Origin of the sequence: Streptomyces sp. NPDC005963 (genome assembly GCF_040638655.1) — a bacterium.
Lineage (GTDB): Bacteria > Actinomycetota > Actinomycetes > Streptomycetales > Streptomycetaceae > Streptomyces.
The window spans coordinates 262,202-283,659 of the sequence record NZ_JBEXVD010000006.1 but is presented as its reverse complement, the minus strand read 5'-3'; the positions used below and the strand labels follow the sequence as shown (position 1 = coordinate 283,659).

Annotated in this window: 17 protein-coding genes; 7 read left to right on the top strand and 10 right to left on the bottom strand. The window is 69.9% G+C overall.

The window, feature by feature from the left end; genetic code table 11:
* Positions 1-84: 84 nt before the first annotated feature.
* From ABZ348_RS12530 to ABZ348_RS12505, 6 genes are all read right to left on the bottom strand, one after another.
* Positions 85-1,377 (bottom strand): amidohydrolase family protein, encoded by a 1,293-nt coding sequence (locus ABZ348_RS12530; protein WP_358932097.1) that lies wholly within the window; start codon positions 1,375-1,377, stop codon positions 85-87.
* Positions 1,364-2,119 carry a (S)-ureidoglycine aminohydrolase gene (gene allE, locus ABZ348_RS12525; RefSeq protein WP_358932095.1) on the bottom strand — a complete coding sequence of 252 codons (756 nt, stop codon included), beginning with the start codon at positions 2,117-2,119 and terminating at the stop codon, positions 1,364-1,366. Before allE ends, ABZ348_RS12530 begins: the two co-directional genes overlap by 14 nt.
* Positions 2,120-2,121: 2 nt before the next feature.
* Positions 2,122-3,150, bottom strand: a complete 1,029-nt coding sequence (locus tag ABZ348_RS12520; protein ID WP_358932093.1) for an aminopeptidase — start codon at positions 3,148-3,150, stop codon at positions 2,122-2,124.
* On the bottom strand, positions 3,147-4,625 hold the full coding sequence (gene allB / locus ABZ348_RS12515) for an allantoinase AllB (protein WP_358932091.1): 1,479 nt from the start codon (positions 4,623-4,625) through the stop codon (positions 3,147-3,149). Before allB ends, ABZ348_RS12520 begins: the two co-directional genes overlap by 4 nt.
* A 74-nt stretch (positions 4,626-4,699) precedes the next feature.
* On the bottom strand, positions 4,700-5,929 hold the full coding sequence (locus tag ABZ348_RS12510; RefSeq protein WP_358932089.1) for an amidohydrolase family protein: 1,230 nt from the start codon (positions 5,927-5,929) through the stop codon (positions 4,700-4,702).
* 7 nt (positions 5,930-5,936) lie between these two features.
* Entirely contained in the window at positions 5,937-6,617 is a 681-nt protein-coding gene (locus tag ABZ348_RS12505; RefSeq protein WP_358932087.1) for a pyroglutamyl-peptidase I, read from the bottom strand.
* Positions 6,618-6,935: 318 nt separating this feature from the next.
* On the opposite strand from ABZ348_RS12505, the gene ABZ348_RS12500 reads away from it, so the two are divergent.
* The 6 genes from ABZ348_RS12500 to ABZ348_RS12475 are packed head-to-tail and all read left to right on the top strand — an operon-like array spanning position 6,936 to position 13,890.
* The gene (locus tag ABZ348_RS12500) at positions 6,936-8,582 is read left to right on the top strand and encodes an ABC transporter substrate-binding protein (RefSeq protein WP_358932085.1); all 1,647 of its coding nucleotides are present in this window, start codon (positions 6,936-6,938) and stop codon (positions 8,580-8,582) included.
* Positions 8,579-9,544, top strand: coding sequence for an ABC transporter permease (locus tag ABZ348_RS12495; protein WP_358932083.1), 966 nt, complete (start codon positions 8,579-8,581; stop codon positions 9,542-9,544). The genes ABZ348_RS12500 and ABZ348_RS12495 overlap by 4 nt, the downstream gene beginning before the upstream one ends.
* Positions 9,544-10,407, top strand: coding sequence for an ABC transporter permease (locus ABZ348_RS12490; RefSeq protein ID WP_358932081.1), 864 nt, complete (start codon positions 9,544-9,546; stop codon positions 10,405-10,407). The genes ABZ348_RS12495 and ABZ348_RS12490 overlap by 1 nt, the downstream gene beginning before the upstream one ends.
* Complete coding sequence (locus ABZ348_RS12485; protein WP_358932079.1) at positions 10,404-11,408, top strand: ABC transporter ATP-binding protein; 1,005 nt, start codon at positions 10,404-10,406, stop codon at positions 11,406-11,408. The genes ABZ348_RS12490 and ABZ348_RS12485 overlap by 4 nt, the downstream gene beginning before the upstream one ends.
* Positions 11,405-12,229: an ATP-binding cassette domain-containing protein gene (locus tag ABZ348_RS12480; protein ID WP_358932077.1), complete on the top strand. Its 825-nt coding sequence runs from the start codon at positions 11,405-11,407 to the stop codon at positions 12,227-12,229. Before ABZ348_RS12485 ends, ABZ348_RS12480 begins: the two co-directional genes overlap by 4 nt.
* Positions 12,230-12,255: 26 nt before the next feature.
* Positions 12,256-13,890 carry an ABC transporter substrate-binding protein gene (locus ABZ348_RS12475; protein WP_358932075.1) on the top strand — a complete coding sequence of 545 codons (1,635 nt, stop codon included), beginning with the start codon at positions 12,256-12,258 and terminating at the stop codon, positions 13,888-13,890.
* A gap of 154 nt (positions 13,891-14,044) precedes the next feature.
* Here the strand turns inward: ABZ348_RS12475 and ABZ348_RS12470 are convergent, their stop codons facing one another.
* The 3 genes from ABZ348_RS12470 to ABZ348_RS12460 all read right to left on the bottom strand — a co-directional run bounded on the left by ABZ348_RS12470 (position 14,045) and on the right by ABZ348_RS12460 (position 19,138).
* Complete coding sequence (locus ABZ348_RS12470) at positions 14,045-15,772, bottom strand: BCCT family transporter (RefSeq protein WP_358932073.1); 1,728 nt, start codon at positions 15,770-15,772, stop codon at positions 14,045-14,047.
* A gap of 76 nt (positions 15,773-15,848) precedes the next feature.
* Entirely contained in the window at positions 15,849-17,141 is a 1,293-nt protein-coding gene (locus ABZ348_RS12465; protein WP_358932071.1) for a M14 family metallocarboxypeptidase, read from the bottom strand.
* Entirely contained in the window at positions 17,138-19,138 is a 2,001-nt protein-coding gene (locus ABZ348_RS12460; protein WP_358932069.1) for a Xaa-Pro dipeptidyl-peptidase, read from the bottom strand. Before ABZ348_RS12460 ends, ABZ348_RS12465 begins: the two co-directional genes overlap by 4 nt.
* A 261-nt stretch (positions 19,139-19,399) precedes the next feature.
* On the opposite strand from ABZ348_RS12460, the gene ABZ348_RS12455 reads away from it, so the two are divergent.
* Complete coding sequence (locus tag ABZ348_RS12455) at positions 19,400-20,446, top strand: LacI family DNA-binding transcriptional regulator (protein ID WP_358932067.1); 1,047 nt, start codon at positions 19,400-19,402, stop codon at positions 20,444-20,446.
* Positions 20,447-20,474: 28 nt separating this feature from the next.
* Here the strand turns inward: ABZ348_RS12455 and ABZ348_RS12450 are convergent, their stop codons facing one another.
* Positions 20,475-21,287 (bottom strand): XRE family transcriptional regulator, encoded by an 813-nt coding sequence (locus ABZ348_RS12450; protein ID WP_358932065.1) that lies wholly within the window; start codon positions 21,285-21,287, stop codon positions 20,475-20,477.
* Between the last annotated feature and the right edge of the window lie 171 nt (positions 21,288-21,458).

The window sequence follows — 21,458 nt, the reverse complement described above, 5'->3', positions numbered from 1 at the left end:
TACGGTACGACGGGTGGGGCGGGAGGGGGACGGATGTCGACGGTCCGATTTCCCGCGCCGGCCGCCGCCCCTCCCGTACCGCCGTCAGTTCGACCTCACCGGCTCGGGTGCGGGTGCGGTCCACATCGTGCCGACGCGGCCGGCCACCACCCGGCCGCCGCGCACGGTCCAGCGGGGTCCGGGCTCGTTGCGGAGTGCGTCCGTCTTCGTCGTGGCCGCGAGGACCACGAAGTCGGCCCGTCCGCCGGTGCGCAGGGGTTCGTGGGGTACGCCGACGGCCCGGGCGGCGTTCTCGGTGACCAGGCGCCAGGCGGTCTCGATGCCCTCGTCGTCCTCGTCGCTGAGCGGGAAGGCGTGCCAGGCGAGCCGGGCGAGGTCGAGCGGGTCGAGATTGCCGAAGGGCTCCCAGTTGTCCTGGAGGTTTCCGGTGCCGACCGCCACGCTGACCCCGGCCGCGAGGAGTTCGGCTGCGCGTGAGACGCCGCGGTACGGGTACGAGCCGGCGAGGTTGGTCGGGCAGACGGTCACGGCGATCCCGGCCTCGGCGACCTTGGCGATGACGCGGCGGGCGTCGTCGTCCGGGTAGGTCTCCAGGGCGCCGACGTGGTTGGCGTTGACCAGGCCCTGCATCCCGTGGGCGAGGGTGCGTTCGGCGAGCGGTTCGAGCAGCCGCTCGGTGGGGTCGGTGAAGTAGTCGATGTTGATGTCGATGGCGACGCCGAACCGTTCGGCCAGGGCGAAGACCTGGTCGAGGTGGGAGATCTGGTCCTCGAAGGACCGCTCGTTGTTGGGCCAGCCGCCGACCCGGTGGGCCCCGGAGGCGAGGGCTGCGGCGACCAGGTCGTAGGCGCCGGGGTCCTGGACCAGTCCCTCCTGGGGGAATGCGGTCACCCTCAGATCGAGCAGGTCCAGGTGCTTCTCGCGGGCGTCCAGGACCCCTTCGAACGAGGTCAGCCCGGTCACGCTGTCGATGTCGGCCTGCCCCGCGACGGTTCCAACGCCCTGGGCGGCTGCCAGTCGGAGGAAGTCCCCCGCCCGGCCGGCGACTTCGTCCCGGGTGAACGTGGCCTTGAGGTCGCGTTGCCGCTGCATCAGCGCGGGCCGGTGGGTGAGCCGGGTGGGCAGCCCGAGCGGAGCGATCGAGCGGCGGCTGAGTGCCTTGTCGGGATGGCTGTGGGGTTCGACGAACGCGGGGGTGAGCAGTCCGCCGCGGGCCTCGATCCTTTCTACGGCTGCGGTGTTCGCGGCGGCGCCGGGCCCCAGCGCGGCGATGCGTCCGTCCCGGACGACGACGTCGACGATCCGCCCGTCGAGGGTCGCGCCCTCGACGACCAGTTCGGCGGAGGTCGGTTCGGTGGGGTGCTTAGAAGCCGTCACGGTTGATGTCCTTGTAGAGGAGGTACGAGGGGCGGGTGCTTCCGGTCGCGTAGAAGGACTGGGGGCAGTAGGGCGCCATGTAGATGAAGTCGCCGGCCGAGACCTCGACGTGGTCGTCGCCGAGGTAGTAGACGCCTTCTCCTTCGGTCATGTAGAGCCCGTGTTCCTGGTGGTGGACCTCGACCATCTGGAACCGGGAACCCACCTCGAACCGCATGAAGTTCATCGCCATGTCGTAGCGCTCGTCGAGCGGCAGCAGCGGCGCGTACGTGCCGCCGATGGTGTCGTCCGGGTGGTGGGTGACCTCGTCGACGTGTCCGATCACCACCTCCGGGTCGGCGACGCCCGCGACCCGCTCGTAGCGGCGCTTGACCCAGAGCACCCGGGTCGCTCCGGGGGCCTCGACGGAGAACTCGACGCCCTCGGGGAAGAAGGCGTAACCGCCCGGCGGCAGGGTGGTGGTGTGGGTGTCGGCGGATAGGTGCGCCTCGCCGTCGAGTACGTACAGGAAGTTCTCGAAGCCGGCGCCGAGGGGGCGGGTGCTCCTGCCCCCGGGTTCGAACTCCAGCAGGTACTCGCCGAAGCGGGCCGGCAGGGAACGCGGGGTGGCCAGCGGCATGGCGTTGACGCCGGTGAGGTGCGGAAGGGCGTTCTCGACCAGGTTCTCCGGGCACATCAGGGTGTACGCGGCCCGGACACGGCCCCGGCTGGCGCTGACGTGGTGGACGGTCGGGTTCGTCATGGTCAACTCCTTGGTAGACGGTCGGGTATGCGGTACCGGCCGTCGGTGAGGACGGTGAGGCCGTCCATGTGGACGCTGGGGCGCTCGACGACCATGTCGACGTGGACCGGGGACTCCCAGTCGGCGCCCGTGTAGTCGGGAAAGGGGTGGCCGAAGGCGATGTGGACCCCGGGCACGTTCTCGTCGAACAGGAGGTTTCCGGTGATGGCCGGCAGGGATCGATTGGTGCCGAGGGCGAATTCGCCCAGGCGCAGCCCGCCGGGGGCGTCGCCGAGCCAGGTGCCGAGGCGGGAGGCGAACCGCTCGTCGGGGTGGTCGAAGGCCACGGCCGAGCCGTCGGCGACTTCGATCAACAGCGGTTCGGCGAGCAGTCCGGATTCGGCGTTGAAGGGGTATCCGACGACCGAGACGGCGAGTATCCCCTCGGCGGTGAGCGGGGTGCAGAACACCTCGCCCTGCGGGAGCCTCCCGCCCTGTCCACCGCACTGGTAGAGGCCCGTGAACGGGGTCCAGGGGCGGTCCGGTGAGCAGGTCAGGGAGAGGTCGGTGCCGGTGGCGCTGGTGATGTGGGCGGAGCGCGTACCGGCGAGGAGGTCGCGGACCCCGAGGGTGAACCGGGCGACCTCGGTGTAGTCCACGGCCATGCCGATGCCCAGGCAGACGTCGTCGAGCGCGGGCATATGGGCGTGGCGGGCGCCGAGGCGTTCCAAGTGGTCCCAGAACGTCGGGTCCCAGGCGAGCAGATCGCCGGGGTCGGCCGCCGCGAACACGGTGACGGTGGGGCGGTGGGTGTCGAGCGCGCGCTCGATCTCCTGGCGGGCCGTCTCATAGCCCGCGGCGATGTCGGGGATGACGGCGACGGACGCGCTGGTCACACTCCTGGCCTGGTCGGCGATGACCTCGGCCAGCGGGCGGGTCGCGCGGTCGGTGAGCACCAGCACCCGGTCCGCTCCGGTGCAGGCCAGGCAGGTGTGCAGCAACTCGGCCGCGCCGCGGGCCACGTCCGGCCGTGGGGTCGTCGGCTCGCTCATCGTGCCTCCTCGTCCGGGGCGGGGGCGGGGGCGAGGGGCCCGGTCAGGGGGAGGAAGCGGCCCGTACCCCCGGCGGCGACGACCGTGCCGTCCTGGGCCACGGTCCGTCCCCGCACCAGGGTCCTGACGACCTTGACCGTGCTGGTGCGCCCGTCGTACGGGGACCACTGCTCCTCGGCGTGCTGCTGGTCCTCGGCGCTGACCACCCAGTGGGCGTCCAGGTCGAGCAGGGCGAAGTCGGCGTCCATGCCGACGGCGACCGTGCCCTTGGCCCGGTCGGCGCCCACGAGTCGGGCGGGGCCGCTCGTCATCAGGGGCACGATCTCGGTGAGCTGCATGCCGCGGCCGAGGGCCTCGCTGATGACGAGGGGGACGTACTCCTGCACGCTCTGGATGCCGAAGGGGCAGCCGAAGACGTCCTCGTCGGCGGCGAGTTTGTCGGCGCGGCCGTAGGGACAGTGGTCGGAGACGATTGCGTGGACCCGTCCGGCCCGTACCCGCTCCCATAGGCGTTCCACCTGGTGGGCGTCGCGCAGCGGTGGTGCGCAGACTCCGAACCCGCCCAGTTCGGGCAGTTCGGCAGCGGTGAGCAGCAGATGGTGTGCGGTGACCTCGCAGGTCGCGTCGAGACCTGCGGCGCGGGCCTCGGTGACCAGGTCGATGGCCTCGGGGGTGGAGAGGTGGACGAGGTGGACGGCGCAGCCGGTTTCCCGGGCGAGCCGCAGCACCTCGCGCACGGCGTTGATCTCCGTGGCCGGTGGGCGGGCCTCCAGCAGGGCGGCGTAGTCGGTGCGCCCGGCGGCCCGGAGGGCGGCTTCGCCGTGGGCGAGGGCCTCCCGCTCCTCGGCGTGGACCAGCACCCGGGCACCGAGCCGGGCGGCGGTGGTCATTCCGGTGCGCAGATCGGATTCGGTGGCGGGCGGGAAGTCCATGTCGTTGTCGGGCAGGAACGCCTTGAAACCGGGCGCTCCGAGCCGGTGCTGTCCGGCCATCTCGTCGAGGGAGGGCCGGGTGAGGGCGCCCCAGAGGCCGAAGTCGACGACGGCACCGGCGGCGGCCTGTTCGGTCTTGGCCGCGTAGCGGGCTGCGGTGGTGGTCGGCGGGTCGGAGAAAGGGTGCTCGACGACGAAGGTGACGCCGCCGGCCGCCGCCGACCTCGTACCGGTGTGGAAGTCGTCCGTCAGGGAGATGCCGGGGACGTCGAAGTGGACGTGGAGGTCGATCACCCCGGGGATCAGATGGAGTCCGGTGGCGTCGATACGTCGTGCGGCGCTGACGGCGGTGGCCGGTGGCACGAGGGCGGACACCCGCCCTTCGCTGACCAGCACGGTGGCGGGGCGTGCACCTTCCGGGGTCACGACGGTGGCGCCGGTGATCGCGAGGTCGATGCGGTCGACGGACGCGGTGGTGTGCTCCGCCACGGGGCGGCCCGCCTCCGTGCGCAGCAGCCCGGCGGTTCGAGCGGCTGCGGTCATCGGGGCCGTGGTGCCATGGGCCCGAGGGCTTCGGCCGGACTCGGCGGCCGGGTGGGGGGCGGGGGTGTACGAGGTCACGGGGCCACCGGTTCCAGGATGCGGCTGCCGGTGTCCCGGCGGCTCACCACCTGCCCGCGTCGCAGGGTGGTGCGGGTGGCGGGCGTGTTGGCGATGGCCGTGGCCCGGTCGGGTGCGTCCAGCAGCACCAGATCGGCGTCCTCGCCGACCTCGATGTCACCGGCGCGTCCGCCGAGTACGGCGGCCGACTGTCCGCAGACCATGTCCCAGGCGGTGTCGACGGCACCTTCGTCGTGGAATCCGGCGCCGAGGAACGTCATCTGCGCCCGGTCCAGCGGGTCGAGGGTGCCCAGCGGATACCAGCCGTCGTTCATGTTGTCGCTGCCCGCGGCGACGGTCACCCCGGCCGCCATCAACTCCTCGGGGCGGGACAGTCCGCGCGGGCCGCCGTCGAGCAGGTTCAGCGGAATGACCACGATCTTGATGTCGGCCTCGGCGACGGCGGCGACGACACGGGCCGCGTCGGCGTCCGCGTACACCTCAAGGCCGCAGCAGTGGCTGGCCAGGACCCGGCCCTGGTAGCCGCGGCGGACGGTCTCCTCGGCGATGTACTCCAACATGGTCTCGTTCGCGTCGATCATGCAGTCGGCGTGGATGTCGACGTCCACGTCGAAGCGTTCCGCGAGGTCGAAGATCTCCCGGACATTGGCGCGCTGGCCTTCCAGGGTGTCCTCGACGTTGGGCCAGCCGCCGATGAGGTCGGCTCCCGATGACAACGCCTCCACCAGCAGACCGCGCGATGCGGGGTCCCGGTCGAGCCCTTCCTGGGGGAAGGCCACGATCTCCACATCCATCAGATGGGCCACCTGCTCACGGGCGGCCAGTACGCCGTGCAGTCCGCGCAGCCCGGAGTAGGAGTCGACGTCGACGTTGGCCCGCAGGGTGGTGACGCCGTTCGCGGACGCCAGTTTCAGTGCGCGCACCGCGCGTGCGGTGACGTCCTCGACGGTGAAGCCGGTCTTGATGAGCCGGGCGCGTTCGAAGGCGTCCTTGGCCTCGCGGGGTGCGAGGCTGCGGCTGTACGCCTTGTCGGGGTGGTAGTGGGGTTCGGTGAAGGACCGGGAGACCAGTCCGCCGCCGGCGTCGAGGACGTCCGCGGCTTCGACGGCGATCGAGCCGCTCGGTACGACGGCGATCACCTTGCCGTCGCGGATGTGCAGGTCCACCAGCTCGTCGCGACCGTGGACGCGACCGCTTCGGATCAGCAGGTCGAGTGCGAAGGACATGGCGCTGTCACCACTCCCATTCATTGGCGGGGACGGGGATGTCGGACGGATGGGCCACCACCGCCGCGAGCCCGGCCCGCAGGGCGGAGACCTGGAGCGCGAGGGACATGCTGGGGCCGTTGTGTCCGATGCGGGCCACGTGCTCCGGGGTGTCGGGCAGATGGACGAAGCCGCAGCGGGTGGGCAGCCCAGCCCGTGCGGTCAGGTGCAGTGCGGTGTACATGACGGCGTTGCAACCGTGGGTGGAGGCGGAGTTGGAGATCAGTGCGGGCACTCCGGCCTCGCGCATCGCCGTGGCCATGGCCTTGATGGGCAGGGTGGAGAGGTAGGCCGCCGGCCCGTCGGCGTACAGCGGTTCACCGGCGGGCCTGCGCCCGTCCTCGGCGAACTGGAAGTCCTCGACGTTGACGGCGGTGCGCTCGACGGTGACGGTGGTCCGTCCCGAGAAGACACCGCACGAGATCACCGCGGCGGGCGGCTCGTCGGTGCGGAGCAGGGGGAGGAGGGCCTCTTCCGGGCGCTCGCCCCAGAGGAGACTGCGCCCGACCACCCGGTGGCCGTCGATCTCCTCGCCGTCGAGGGCGAGGGCGACGGCGGAGCTGGGGTTGGCCGCGTAGTGCAGCTCGGTCCGGGAGGCCAGGGTGCCGAAGGCGCCGTTCCCGGTCACCAGAATCCAGGGCAGGGTCATCACACATCTTCCGATGGATGGAATGCTCAGATCGTCAGGCGGAAGACCAAACAGCCGCCATGGCTCAGCATCATGACGCACGAGAGACAGAAAAGAAACGTTTCTTTTTCTGAAAGAAACGTTTCTTTCAGAGTCTTGACCCCGTGAATCCGCCGGTGTTAACTGCCGCACAACAAGCCGAGCACGAAGGCTCCGCAGCGCAGCCGAGACGTTGGTGATACCCCCGCCGGGATGGCTCCTCCGCTGCCCGAATCTCCCCTTGCCCTTCGCTGTTGCCCTGCCCTGCGTGACCCCGAATCCCTCGCGGAGGTACTCCACTTGAACGCCCTCCCCGTCCCGTCAGGGACCAGACGTCTCACCGTCGCCCTGGTTGCCGGGACATTGGCGCTGACCGCCTGCTCCGGCGTCAGCCAGGACAAGAAGCCCGCAGGCCAGAAGGGGCTCACCGTCACCGAGGTGACCCCGAAGTCGTCCGGACCACTGGACCGGGTCACCTGGGCGGTCTCCGCCGAGCCCTCCTCGTTCGACTGGATCTACAACGCCAGCTTCGAGACCGGCCAGATCATGGCGAACGTCTGCGAGGGGCTGATGCGACTCGCCCCCGACATGTCGGTCGAACCCGCACTGGCCGAGTCCTTCACCAACCCGACCCCGACGACCTGGGTGTACAAGGTCCGCTCGGGAGTGACCTTCCACGACGGAACGGCCCTGACCGCCGAGGACGTGGCCTTCAGCCTCAACCGCAATCTGGACACCAAGGCGGGGTCCTTCTGGTCGGGCGCTTACGAAAACGTTTCTTCAGTGAAGGCGACGGGCCCGCTGGAAGTCGCCGTCACCCTGAAGCAGCCGGACGCGCTCTTCAACTCGTACATGAGCAGCCCCGCGGGCATCGTCGGCAGCAAGGCGACGGTCACCGCCAAGGGGAAGGCGTACGGAACGCCCGACGGCGGTGTGAACTGCGTCGGCCCGTTCTCCCTCAGCAAGTGGGACAAGGGTCAGTCGATGACCCTGAAGCGGGACGAAAACTACTTCGACCCCCGGCACAAGGCCAAGTCGGCGGAGGTCGTGTTCCGGTTCGTCCGCGACCCGGCGGCCATGGTCAACGGCCTGCTGTCCGACTCCATCGACGGCAGTTGGTTCCTGCCGCCGTCCGCCCTGAAGCGGCTGTCGTCCAGTGGCAAGGGCACGGTCTACTACGGCAAGTCCACCCAGGGCTTCAACGCCATCGTGATGGACAGCAAGGGGCCGCTGCGCGATGTGCGCATCCGGCAGGCGCTCTCCATGGCCATCGACCGCAAGGGCATCATCGACGCCGTGATCAGCGGCGCCGGCGAGCCGCAGAAGGCACCCGCCGTGCCCGGCTCCTGGGGCTACGCGCCCGAGAAGTACAAGGCGGCGTGGGACGCCCTCAAGGTCACAGAGCGCGATCTCGAAGCGGCGAAGAAGCTGGTGGCCGAGGCCGGAGCGCCGACCGAGCCCATCGTCGTCGCGACGACGAGCGCCGAGGCGGAGGTCCCGGTGATCGGCGCGGAGATCCAGTCCGCCGCCAAGAAGATCGGGCTCGACGTCCAGATCAAGTCCATCCCCGCCGACCAGTACAACGGGGTGTACACGGACGCGAAGGCGCGCGAGGGCATCGACCTCTACCTCACCGGCTGGGGCACCGACTTCGCCGACCCGCTCCAGATGTACCAGTACTTCCAAACCGACCACTTCTACAACTTCTCCGGCTTCTCCGACCCGAAGTACGACGACCTCATCGTCAGGGCCGGCAAGACGCAGGACCCCGCGCAACGCGCTGACCTGGTCACCCAGGCACAACAGCTCGTGGTCGACGAGTTGGCGTGGATCCCGCTGTACGCCCCGTACAACACGCTCTTCCTCAACAAGCGGCTCACCGGCACCCCGGCCTCCTACGTCCAACTCCACTACCCGTGGGCGGCACACCTCGGAGCGTCCTCATGAGCGACGCACTGAGCGGTGCGCTCAGGATGATCGCCAAACGGGTCTCGGCCCTGGCCCTCTTGATGCTCGCCACCTCGTTCATCGTCTTCTCGGCGATGTACCTGGCGCCCGGCTCGCCGGAGTCGTTCCTGGCCCGCGGCAACTCGGTCACGGCGGACACCCTCCAGGCCATCCGGGACCAGTACCGGCTCGACGACCCGTTCTTCGAGCGGTATCTGTCCTGGCTCGGCGGACTGGTGACCGGCGACTTCGGCCAGTCCCTCCAGTTCCGCCAGCCCGTGGACGATCTGATCGCCTCCCGGATCACCACCACCGGCGCCCTGGTCGCCTACGCCTCCGTACTGATCCTCGCGTCCGGCATCGTCATCGGTGTGATCGCGGCGGTGAAGCGCGGCAAGGTCGACAGTGCGGCGATCATCGGCACCACGGTCGCGATGGGCACGCCCTCGTTCGTGGTGGCGATCGGTCTGACCTCGCTGTTCGCGGTCACCCTCGGCTGGTTCCCCGCCTTCGGGGCGGGTGAAGGATTCTTCAACAGGATCTGGCACCTCACCCTGCCGGCGGTCGCGCTCGCCCTCTCATCCGCCGCGCTCGTGGCCCGCGCCACCCGGTCGTCGATGCTCGCCGAGATGGGCAAGGAGTACGTGGAGACCGCCCGGGTCCGGGGCATCCCCGAGGGCCGGATCATCTGGCGGCACGCCTTCCGTAACGCGATGGTGCCCGTCGTCACCCTCGCGGGTCTGGTGGTCTCCGGTCTGCTGGTGACCACGACCCTCGTGGAGACGGCCTTCGGCCTCAACGGCATGGGCTCGCTGCTGGTGCAGTCGGTCAACGCCAAGGACTTCCCGGTCACCCAGGCCATCGTGTTGATCATCGTCGGCGTCTTCGCCCTCTGCAATCTGCTGGTCGATCTCCTCTATCCGCTGGTGGACCCGCGGGTGCGCGGAAAGGTAGGTGCCTGATGGCGGTCATGACCGAACCCGCCCTCGTCCGGCGCCGGGGCTTCGGCCGACGGCTCGGCGGCAACAAGACGGTCGCCCTGTCCATCGGGGTACTGGCGGTCTTCGTCCTCACGGCACTGTTCGCCCCGTGGCTCGCACCGCACGATCCCAACGCGGTGTCCCTAGCCAACAGCCTCCAGGGCACCTCCGCCGACCACCTCCTCGGCACCGACCAGTCCGGACGCGATGTGCTGTCCCGACTGATCTACGGCGCCCGCAGCTCCCTGCTCGGCCCGCTCGGCGTGGTCGTCGGCGCCACCCTGCTCGGCGTCACCATCGGTGTGGTGGCCGCCTGGCGCGGCGGCTGGGTCGACACGGCGCTCTCCCGGGCCATCGAGTTGATCTTCGCCTTCCCCGGGGTGCTGCTGGCGATCCTGCTGGTCTCGGTGCTCAGCGCCGGACTGAAGGCGACCGTGCTCGCCCTGGCCATCGCCTACACCCCCTACATGGCCCGGATGACGCGCAGCGCCGCACTCAGCGAACGGCACCGCCCGTACATCCGCGCCCTGGAGATCCAGGGGTTCCCCGCGGTGGGCATCGTCGTACGGCACCTGTTGCCCAACATCGCACCGATGGTGCTGGCACAGGCGTCGCTCTGCTTCGGCTACGCCATGATCGACCTCGCCGGTCTCTCCTTCCTCGGCTTCGGCGTCCAACCGCCCCAGGCCGACTGGGGCGCCATGATCTCCGAAGGTCAAGTGGCCCTGCTCCAGGGCGCGCCGCTGTCGGCACTCGCCCCCGGCGTTCTGATCGTCGTCGCCGTCGTGTGCTTCAGCCTGATCGGCGAGGGTGTCGCCGACCGCATCAGAAGGGCGGACCGATGACCACCGCAATGCTCTCGGTGGAGGACCTCACGCTCGCGGTCCGCCGTGCGCCTGACGACAGCAAGCCGATCCTGGCATCGGTGTCCCTCAGTTGTGCCCGGGGGGAGATCGTGGGGCTGGTCGGCGAGTCCGGCTCGGGCAAGTCCATGACCCTGCGCACGGCCGTGGGCCTCACCCCGAAGGGCGCCGACGTCAGCGGTCGCGTACGGGTCTCGGGGCAGGACGTGCTCGGCGCGTCCGGCAAGGAGTTGACGCAGCTCCGGTCGCGCACGGCGTCGATGATCTTCCAGGACCCGCGCGCCCACATCAATCCGTTCCAGCGCATCGGCACCTTCCTCGCCGAGGGGCTGCGCATCCACCAGCGCCTCTCCAAGGCGGCAGCCGCCCGCACCGCGCAGGGGCTGCTTGAGGAGGTCGGACTGCCCGATCCGGCCCGGCACATGCGGCAGTACCCGCACGAACTCTCGGGCGGGATGCTCCAGCGGGTGATGATCGCCGCCGCCCTGGCGAGCGAACCGGAACTGCTGCTCGCGGACGAGCCGACCACCGCGCTCGACGTGACCACCCAGGCCGAGATCGTATCCATCCTGCTGCGGCTGCGCCGTGAACGGGGACTGTCGATCGTGCTGGTCACCCATGACCTCGATCTGGCGGTGTCCGCCTGTGACCGCATCCACGTGATGTACGCGGGCTCCATCGTGGAGTCCGCCTCCGCGCCCGAACTCGCCCGGGCTCCCCGGCATCCGTACACCGCGGCCCTCTTCGCCGCCCGGCCCGCACCCGATCGCACCGAACTCCAAGCCGTGTCGGGCCGGCCGCTGGGGCTGTACGAGGTCGAGGGCGGGTGCGCCTTCGCACCCCGGTGCCCCAAGGCGATCGACCTCTGTCGGGAGACGGCGCCCGAGCCGCGGCAGGTGGACGACCACCTGGTGAGCTGCCATCGGACGACGCCACCGCCGCTCGACCAGCCGAGCGTGCTCACGAAGGGAGAGCGGCCGTGACCACGACCCACCCCGTCACCCGGGTCGAGAAGCTGCGCAAGACCTACGACCACGGCAAGGTCGTCGCCGTCAACGACGTGTCCTTCGAGGTGCCCGTCGGCGGATCGCTCGGGATCGTCGGCGAGTCCGGCTCCGGCAAGACGACCACGGCCAGGCTGATCGTCGGTCTGGAGGCGCCCGACTCGGGCCGCATCTTCTTCGACGGCCAGGAGATCGGCGCCGGAAGCTCCCGCAAGGTCCGTCGGCAGCGGGCCCGTACCGTCCAACTCGTCTTCCAGGACCCGTACCAGAGCCTCGACCCCCGGCAGACGGTCGGCGACGCCATCGATGAGGTGATGCGACTGCACACCGCATTGCAGGGCGGCGCCTTCGACGCCCGGCGGGCCGAACTCCTCGACCAGGTCGGGTTGGGCGTCCGGGAGGCCGCCGCCCTGCCGCGGGAGCTGTCCGGAGGGCAGCGGCAGCGGGTGGCGATCGCCCGCGCCCTGGCCGCCAACCCCAAACTGCTCGTGTTGGACGAGGCGGTCGCGGCCCTCGATGTGTCGATCCAGGCACAGATCCTCAATCTGCTCTCCGAGATCCGCCGCGAGACCGGGGTGGCACTGATCTTCGTCAGTCATGACCTCGAAGTCGTGCGGTGGGTCGCGGACGACGTGGTCGTGATGTTCCGCGGCTCGGTGATCGAGAGCGGATCGACGGCCGACGTACTGGAGCACCCCGAACACCCCTACACCCGGCTCCTGTTGTCCAGCGTTCCTAGGCTGGGCTGGGACCCCGCTCTTGTGTCGCAGGCGCGACGCGAATTCCTCGCCACCCAGTGACTCACGCCTGCCTCATGGAGGAAGCCATGCCCCGCACCACGCGCACCACGGTCCTCGCCGCACTCGCCGTCTGCACGGCCCTGACGCTCTCCGCCTGTAGCGGTGTGGAGAAGGCGGGCGGCAAGCAGTCGAGCAAGCCCGAGCTCACCACCGCACTGCCCGCAGCCAAAGGCGATGTGAACGGCCTCAGATGGGCGTTGTACGCAGAGCCGTCGTCCCTGGACCCGATCTACAGCAATGACTTCCCGCCGATGGAAGTGCTCGCCAACGTCTGCGAGAGCCTGCTGCGGATCGACCCCGACTTCACCTTCAAGCCGTCGCTGGCCACCTCGTGGACCACCCCTGACCCGCTGACGTGGGTCTACCAACTACGCGAAGGCGTGACCCTGCACAGCGGGGCCACCATGACCGCTGAGGACGTCGCCTTCAGCCTCGGCCGCAACCTCGACAAGTCCCTCGGTTCGTACCACGACGCCGTCTACAAGAACGTCGCGTCCATCAAGGCGACCGGCCCGTCCCAGATCACCGTGCGGCTGAAGACGCCGGACGCCCAGTTCAACCAGGCGATGGCGACGCCCGCCGGACGGGTCATCGGCAAGGCCGCGGCCGAGAAGGCCGGCAAGAAGCTCGGCCGCCCCGACGGCGGCGTCGACTGCACCGGACCCTTCCGGTTGGGCACCTGGTCGGCCGGCAAGTCCATCACCATCGACCGGTTCGACGGCTACTGGGACAAGGCGCGGGCGGCCAAGGCCGCGAAGGTGGAGTTCGAGTTCATCCGGGACCCCGCGGCACGCACCACCGCCATGCTCTCCGGAGAGCTGGACGGCTCCTGGTTCGTCCCCGCATCGGGCTACGCCAAGCTCCAGACCACCGACAAGGGTTCGCTCTACTTCGGTCGTACGTCGGGGAGTTACGTCGGCATGGTGACCGACCTCAAGGGTCCGCTCGCCGATGTGAAGATCCGCAAGGCGCTCTCCCTGGCCATCGACCGCCAGGGCATCATCTCGGCGGCCGTGTCCGGTGCGGCGGAGCCCCTCAAGGCCCCCACCGCTCCCGGGACGTGGGGGTACGCCCAGCAGGAGTTGAAGGCCGCCTACGACGCCCTACCCGATCCGAACGGTTCGGTGGACGAGGCCAAGAAGCTCGTCAAGGAGGCCGGCGCACCCGCCGAGCCCATCACGATCGCCGTCACCGGCTCCCAGTCCGAGATGCCGATCATCGGTACGGAGGTCAAGCGCGCGGGTGAGTCGATCGGCCTCAAGGTCGACATCAAGACCCTGCCGGCCGACAACTACAACGCCCTGTACAGCGATGCCAAGGCGCGCGAGGGCATCGACATGCTGTTCTCGCTGTGGCAGGCGGACTATCCGGACCCGACCGCCCTCTACCAGTACCTCCAGTCGGGCGACACCTTCAACTTCGCCCAGTGGTCGAACCCGACCTTCGACAAGCTCATCGACGGGGCGAAGGCAGCCGCCGACACCTCCGAGCGCGCCAAGTTGATCACCCAGGCCCAGAAGATAGCCGTGGAACAGGGCATCTGGATGCCGCTGTACTCGCCGTTCAACCCTGTCTTCCTGAAGAAGGGGCTGACCGGGGCGCCGATCTCCTCGGTCCAGCTCACCTATCCGTGGGCAGCCGACATCGGAAGCGCCCAGTAGAGCCACGCCGGGGGCGTGGGAGCGGGGATCTCCCCCCGCTCAGGGGCGAGGGCTCCCAGACCGCATCCCGGTCCGGGAGCCCTCATCCGTTGCGGTGTCACTCCGCCCGTGTCACACAGCGACGGTCACACAGACTCTGTCACGCCCGTGCCGCTCAGCCCGTGTCGCCCCTGCCCGGCGACGATTCGCCTCCGTCCCCCTCGCCGGGGCCGATGCGGATCTCGAAGTCACCGTCGTACTTCTCGTGCCCGGCGATCACCGCGGACTCCACCATCTCCGCGCCCACTTCCCCGCGGACGATCAGGGGGTCGTGGCGCAGGTCGCGCATCAGCGCCACGCACATGCCGAGCATGACGATCACGAAGGGTGCGGCCACCAGGATCGTCAGGTTCTGGAGTCCGGCGAGTGCGTCGCCCTTCCCGTTGCCGATCAGGAGCATGATCGCGGCCACCGCGCCCGTCACCACGCCCCAGAAGACGACGACGAGTCGCGAGGGCTCGAAGGCGCCCTTCTGGGAGAGCGTCCCCATCACCACCGATGCTGCATCCGCGCCGGAGACGAAGAAGATGCCGACGAGGACCATCACGAGCAGGCTCATCGCCGTGGCGATCGGGTACTGCTGGAGCACGGCGAAGAGCTGTCCCTCGGGGGTGGTCTCACCGCCGAGTGCGCCCTCCTTCTGGAGTTGCATCGCCGTGCCGCCGAAGACCGCGAACCACACCAGGCTCACGGTGCTGGGGACCAGGATGACCCCGCCGACGAACTGACGGATCGTCCGCCCCCGGCTGATGCGGGCGATGAACATACCGACGAACGGGGTCCAGGAGATCCACCAGGCCCAGTAGAAGACGGTCCAGTTGCCGAGCCATTCGGCCACTCCCTCGCCGCCGCCCGCTTCGGTGCGGCCGGCGAGTTGCGGGAGTTCGCCGAAGTAGGAGGCGATCGAGGTGGGCAGCAGGTCGAGGATGAGGATGGTGGGGCCCGCGATGAAGACGAAGAGGGCGAGCAGCAGCGCCAACACCATGTTGATGTTGGAGAGCCACTGGATGCCCTTCTCCACACCGGAGATGGCGGAGGCCACGAAGGCGACGGTGAGCGTGGCGATGATGCCGACGAGCAGTCCGGTGCCGACGGTGTCGAGCCAGTTCAACTCGGTGAATCCGCTGCCGATCTGGAGCGCGCCGAGCCCGAGGGAGGCCGCGGAGCCGAAGAGGGTGGCGAAGATCGCCAGGATGTCGATGACGCGGCCCACGCCTCCGTAGGCGTGCCGTTGCCCGATGAGGGGCTCGAAGACGGCGCTGATGGTCTGTCGACGGCGCCTGCGGAAGGTGCTGTACGCGATGGCGAGCCCGACGACGGCGTAGATGGCCCAGGGGTGCAGCGTCCAGTGGAAGAGGGTCGTGGCCATGGCGGTGCTCATCGCCTCGGCGGAGTCTTCCGGCCGGGTGCCGGGCGGGGGCGTGATGAAGTGGGCGAGCGGCTCGCTGACCCCGTAGAACATCAGGCCGATGCCCATGCCGGCGCTGAACATCATCGCCACCCAGGAGACCGTGCGGAACTCGGGCCCCTCGTCCTCGTGGCCGAGGGGGATCTTCCCGTACCGGCTGATGGCGAGCCAGAGGGCGAACACCACGAAGCCCGATGCGGCCAGGACGAAGGCCCAGCCGCCGTTGTGGATGAGCCCGTTCAGCAGACTGCTGGAGATGTCCTCCAGGGCGTCGGTGGCGATGGAGCCCCAGACCACGAAGGCGAGGGTGAGAACGGCGGTGACGCCGAAGACCACGCGATCCGTCGAGGGTCGCCCGGTCTCCTGGGGATGATCGGAGAGCTCGGCCGTGACCGGCCGGGCTCCCCGATCGTCCGGTTGTTGTTCGTGCGTCACGGGTGGCACCTCTCAGGGGTAAGCGGAAAATCCGGTTCCGCCTACCCCCTACCACAGGTGACAAGCTTGATCGCGATCAACAGGCTGTGACGGGCTGACCTGATGTCAGACGATAGGTCGCCCGTGCGTCGAGCAGCAGCGGGACGAGCTTGCGCTGCGACTGGCGCAACGGCACGAACGCACCGTCGCCGACCTTGCGCGCGGCCACTCCGTGCAGGGCCAGTTCGTCCCCGACCTCGGCGAACTGGGTCCCGTCCAGCCGGTAGCCGCAGGGCGGATCGGCCAAGGTCTCCTCCGGGGTGGCGGGATCGTTGTCGGCACCCCCCAGATAGACCGGTCCCCGGTCCAGGAAGCCGGCCCAACGCGCCGTCGCGGTCGCGGCGCGAACCGCGTGCCCCCGCTGCGAGGTGAAGGACATCAGCCCGTCCAACGCGGCCAGTTGGCTGTGCACCCGACGGCGGTTGTTCACCGCGGGATCGGCCTTCTCGGCGTCCGTCAGGGGATCGACCCGGCTCTCGATGAGGAGCCCGAGGGCGTTCTTCACCCCCGAGGCGTTGCGCAGGATGCGCTCCTGACCGTCGCCCGCCACCTGTCGGATCGGTTCACCGGTGACGGGATCGGTCCAGATCCCATAGGTGCCGGTGGTGTGCCCCTTCCGCTCCGCCGCCGGTCGGACATAACCCTCGGAGAGCGTCTTCGACTCCCGGTGCACCCGGGAGTCGGTGTTCAGATTGCGCGGCCACAGGTCGAAGAGGTCGCGGTCGTAGTAGGGCGGCGAAGCACCGTACTCGTGCAGGTCGTAGATGACGTCCGGTCGGTGGTCGCGGATGACGGCGGCCATCGCCCGGCCCTCGGCGGTCTTGAGCGCGATGTGGTCGCGGTTGATGTCCACCCCGTCGGAGTTGCCCCGGGTGTCGGCCACCCGGCCGTCGGGGTTGGCGTTGGGGATGACGAGGATCTCGGTACGGGTCAGGAGTGCACGGGTCTGTCGGTCGCGGGCGAAGGCGAGGTCACGGACCGTGGTCAGACATGCCTCTCGGCCGGACGGCTCGTTGCCGTGCTGCGAACAGATCAGGAGCACGGTGGTGACGGTGGGAGCCCGGCGCGCGCCGACGCCCACCAGGGCGATCCCACGGCCCTGCCCGGTGGTCCCGATCGTCCGGACGGCGACCCGGTCGCTGGCCCGGTCGACGGCGGCGAGGAAGGCGCGTTCCTCGTCCTCGCCGGTCCAGCGGGTGCCGCCGCTGGTCTCGAATCCGGTGCGCGGCGGGGTCACCTCGTCCGCGGCCCGTGCGGGTGCGGCCATCAGCCCGGCCGCCAGGGCGACCGTCAAGGCGGCCAGAGCGTAGGGGCGTACGTGGAACGTCATCGGCTGTTCCCTCCCGGGACGGGGCGAACGGCACGCGGTCCAGCGACCGCGTCGGGCAGCGTCTCGGACGGTGCAGGAGTCAGGACCGGCCCGCCGGTGGCCCGTGCGAAGGCGGCTGAGCCGCCGACGACCGGCAGCCGCGCGGACGTGCGGGCGAGGTCGAGGGTGAGCGTCCCGGTGGTGGCCGGCGGTTCGATCAGATGGCGGTCGGTGCCCGCGACGATCAGGGCGAGTCGATGGCCGGCCGGCACCACCTGGTCGGTGGCGTGCAGATCGAGGGTGATGGTGTGCGGCTTCCCCGGGGCCAGCGGGAGTTCCCGGCCCGAGTCCGCGTGATGGCCCAGATCGGCCCAGCCCCGACTGAAGACGGTCTGTTCGACGGCCTTGGTGTGGGCGGCCGTCTCCTTGAAGCAGGCACTGTCACCCACCGTGCTCGCCCCCCAGCAGCTGCGCTGCGGCAGGGTGGTGATGCCCTCGCCTTCGGCGGCGTAGTCCCGGATGACCGCGGGTCCGAGGTCCACGAGCACGGCGGACAGATGGGCGCTCGTGGTGGTGGGGGTCGCGGTGACGGTGACCGTACCGGAGCCCGAGAGCCGCAGCGGACGGCTGAGCGGGCGGGAGACGAACCCGACCTTGGCGGGAGTGGGGCGGTCGACGGCGGCGGCCCAGTCGATCTCGTGCTGGGTCGGGTCGTCGGTGAAGGTCTCGCGGGCGCCCGGGCCCGCGGGGCGCAGCGAGAGGGTTCCGACCCCCGGCTGGGCGCCCGGTGCGGGTCGGACCGCAGTCGCCTTGGTCGATCGCGGTGGCCAGTGCCGGTCGGTGGTCCACTGATCGGGGGCGCGCTCGATGTCGGCCATGGGTTCGTCGTCGATGCCGTTGTCGTATCCGAGGAGGTGGTGGTCGAACCAGCGGTGCAGGGTCTTCACCCACTCGGCCCGCCGGAAGTCGAAGGGGTCAACGTGCCCGACCTGCGAGAGCCACACCTTGCGTTCGACGCCTTCGGCTGCCAGGGCGTCCCACCACTGGCCGAAGTGCTTTCCGCGGACGTTGAGGTCCTGCATCCCGTGGACGGCGAAGACGCTGGCCGTCACCTGGTGGGCGGAGCGCACGTAGTCGCGTTCGTGCCACAGGGGGGTGTCGTCACCGGTACGCGGTGCGTCCTCGATCAGGCGCTTCTTGACCGCCTGGCACCGGGCGCGGGCCGATGCGCTCTCGATGTTCTCGGCGAGCCAGTCGGGGCCGGAGTCGAAGAGGGGTGCGCCACGGGCGAAGTAGTAGTCGTACCAGGAGGAGAGTGCGCCGATGGGGACCACGGTCTTCAGTCCCTCGACACCGGTGGCGGCGACCCCGTTGGCGATGGCGCCGTCGAAGCTCTTGCCGATCATCGCGGTGTCGCCGGTGGACCAGTCGGCGCTCGCTAACTCGGTTCCGGTGCGGCTCGTGTAGCCGCGGGCGCGACCGTTGAGCCAGTCGACGACGGCCTTGCCGGACTGGATGTCGTGGGTGCCGCCGATGTCGACGCAGCCGTCGGAGCGGTTGGTGCCGGAGAGGTCGACAGCGGCGAAGGCATAGCCGCGCGGAACGAAGTAGTTGTCGTAGTAGAGGGGGATCTGCACCGGGCGGCCCGCGGCGTCATAGGTCTTGCGCTGGGTCTCGTTGCCTCGTCCGCAGCAGGCGTAATAGGGGCTGGCATCCATGATCACGGGAATCCTCTGGCCCCGGCCCGCGGGTTCCGACGGGCGGACCACGTCGACGGCGACCCGGTCGTTCTTCCCGTCCCCGTCGCCGTCGAGTCGGATGTCCACCCACACCGATTCACGAATCGCGTTCTCGTAGGAGTGGATCGGTCTGCTCTCCTGGCGCTCCGCGTCCCCACGGTCCGTCCCGGGCGCGGGCTGCGCGTGGGCCGGGGCCAGGGACACGGCCATCAGGGCGGCCGACGCCGCCAGGACGAGCGATCTGTACGTCGTGCGGGTTCTCCGCGTCCGTATCGGCATGAGCGGGAAGCTACCCCCGTCAACTCATGCGCGACAGAGGGCCTTCGGGTGATGGCCGAGGGCCGTTGCGACCCTGTCGGCTCACCGCCACGCCCCGTTGCGGCCTCTTCGGGTGGGTGTTGTCGTGCAGGTCGCAAGGGCCCGCTCGGTTCGCGGCCCCCGCTATCCTGACTCGTCCATGGCAGCACCCCCCCAGCTGTCGATCCTTCCGCGGCCGGGTCTGCACACACGGCTCGCCGAACGAGTCAAGGAGCGCACGCCGTGACCGAGCGGACCACGGGGCCCCGTCCCACGCTGGAGTCCGTCGCCGCCCGGGCCGGGGTTTCCCGGGCCACGGCGTCCCGGGTCGTCAACGGCGGTACGGGGGTGCGCGGCGCTCTGGCGGACAAGGTGCGCCAAGCGGTCGAGGAACTGGGTTACATACCGAACCACGCGGCCCGGACGCTGGTCACCCGGCGCACGGGCGCGATCGCGGTGATCATCGGAGAGCCCGGGTTCCGGGTCTTCTCCGATCCGTTCTTCGAACGACAGGTGCGCGGCATCAATCGCGAGTTGACCGCGCACGACGCACAGTTGGTCCTGCTGTGGGCGGAGGGGCCGGGTGACCACGACCGGATCGCCCGCTATCTGGGCGGCGGGCACGTGGACGGTGCACTGGCGTTCTCGCTGCACACCGATGGGGCGCTGACGTCGGCGATCCGCGGAGCGCGGGTGCCCGCGGTGTTCGGCGGCCGTCCGGACGGGCCGGGGGTCGCCGTGGGCGATGCGCCCCATGTGGACTGTGACAACCGGGGCGGCGCCAGGGAAGCGGTACGCCATCTGGTGGCGATCGGCCGGCGCCGGATCGCGCACATCGCGGGCCCGCAGGACCAGACCTCGGCACTCGACCGGCTGGCCGGGTACGGCGATGTGCTCGCCGACCCGGGGGCGGCGCTGGTGTCCCAGGGGGATTTCACCGCGGAGAGCGGGGCGCGGGCGATGGCCGACCTGCTCGCGCGGCGGCCGGACGTGGACGCGGTGTTCGCCGCCAACGATCTGATGGCGGCGGGTGCGCTGCGGGTGCTGCGGGAGCGGGGGCTCACGGTGCCGGGGGACGTGGCGGTGGTCGGTTTTGACGACATGCCGTCCGTGGCGGATGCGACCGATCCGCCGCTCACCACGGTGCGCCAGGACATCGAGGGCATGGGACGGCTGATGGTTCGGCTGTTGATGCAGATCCTCAAGGGCGAGGGCGAGCACGGCGCGACCGGCGGGGTGCCGGCTTCGGTGGTCACGCCGACGACCTTGGTGCGACGGGCCTCGGCATAGCCGCCGGGCCCCTCGCACCCCAGCCCCGTCAGTCGGAGTGGTGGACGACGACGGAGATGGCACGCACCTCTTCGCCGGTCATGTTGCGGTACTGGTGGGGAGTGGCCGGATCGAAGGCCAGCGAGTCGCCCGCCTCCAGGACGTACGTTTCGAAGCCGACGTCGGCGTGGAGCGTGCCCATCAGGACGAGCTGGTACTCGCGGCCGTCGTGCCGGATGGGGCAGCGCGTGTCCGTGGAGCGCCCGTAGGGTGCGTAGACGACTTCGAGGAAGTCCACCCGGGCGTCCTGCTGGGGTGTGAGGCGTTCCCAGCGGACTCCACTGGCCAGGTCGATGGTGCGTCGGCGGCCCCTGCGCTGGACGATGGTCTCGGCAGGTGGCTCCAGTGCCGGGCCCGTCGGGGCGCCGCCGTCCGCTTCCAGGACCGAGGTTCCGGTCTTCTCGCGCCCCTCCGGTGCTCCGATCCGTACGGTACGGGTGGTGGGCCCGCTCCCGTTGGCCGGTGCGCCGATCGTGGCCGTGGCCGTGACGAACCGAGGCGTCTCGCCTTCGCCGATATGCGGAGGGCCTGCGACGTGCGGCGCTCGCGCCCCCCGGGAGGCCGGCGCGGGAATCTCCTCGGAATCCGCGACCCCGAACAGGTAGTCGAGAGAGATCTCCAGGGCATTCGCTATTCCGTAGATCACCCCGGCCGACGGTGCCGTCTGACCGCGTTCGACCTGCGAGATCAGACTCGCGGAGCAGCCCGCCAACTTGCCCAGCTCGCGCAACGACAGACCACGTTCAGCACGGACTCTTCTGAGTCTGCCGCCAAGGCCGGCGCTTTCCCCCTCAGGCTTCATCGAGCCTCCCGATCGATCCTCATTCGCCGTGTTCACGCACTAGACAACTGTATAGGACTGCACAGCGGTGCACATACATGCACGCCATATTGAACACTCTTCGGCGCGTCCTGGGTAGAGCGCTACACAAATGTCCAGTAACTATGGACAGCGATGTCTGGCTTGCCCGGT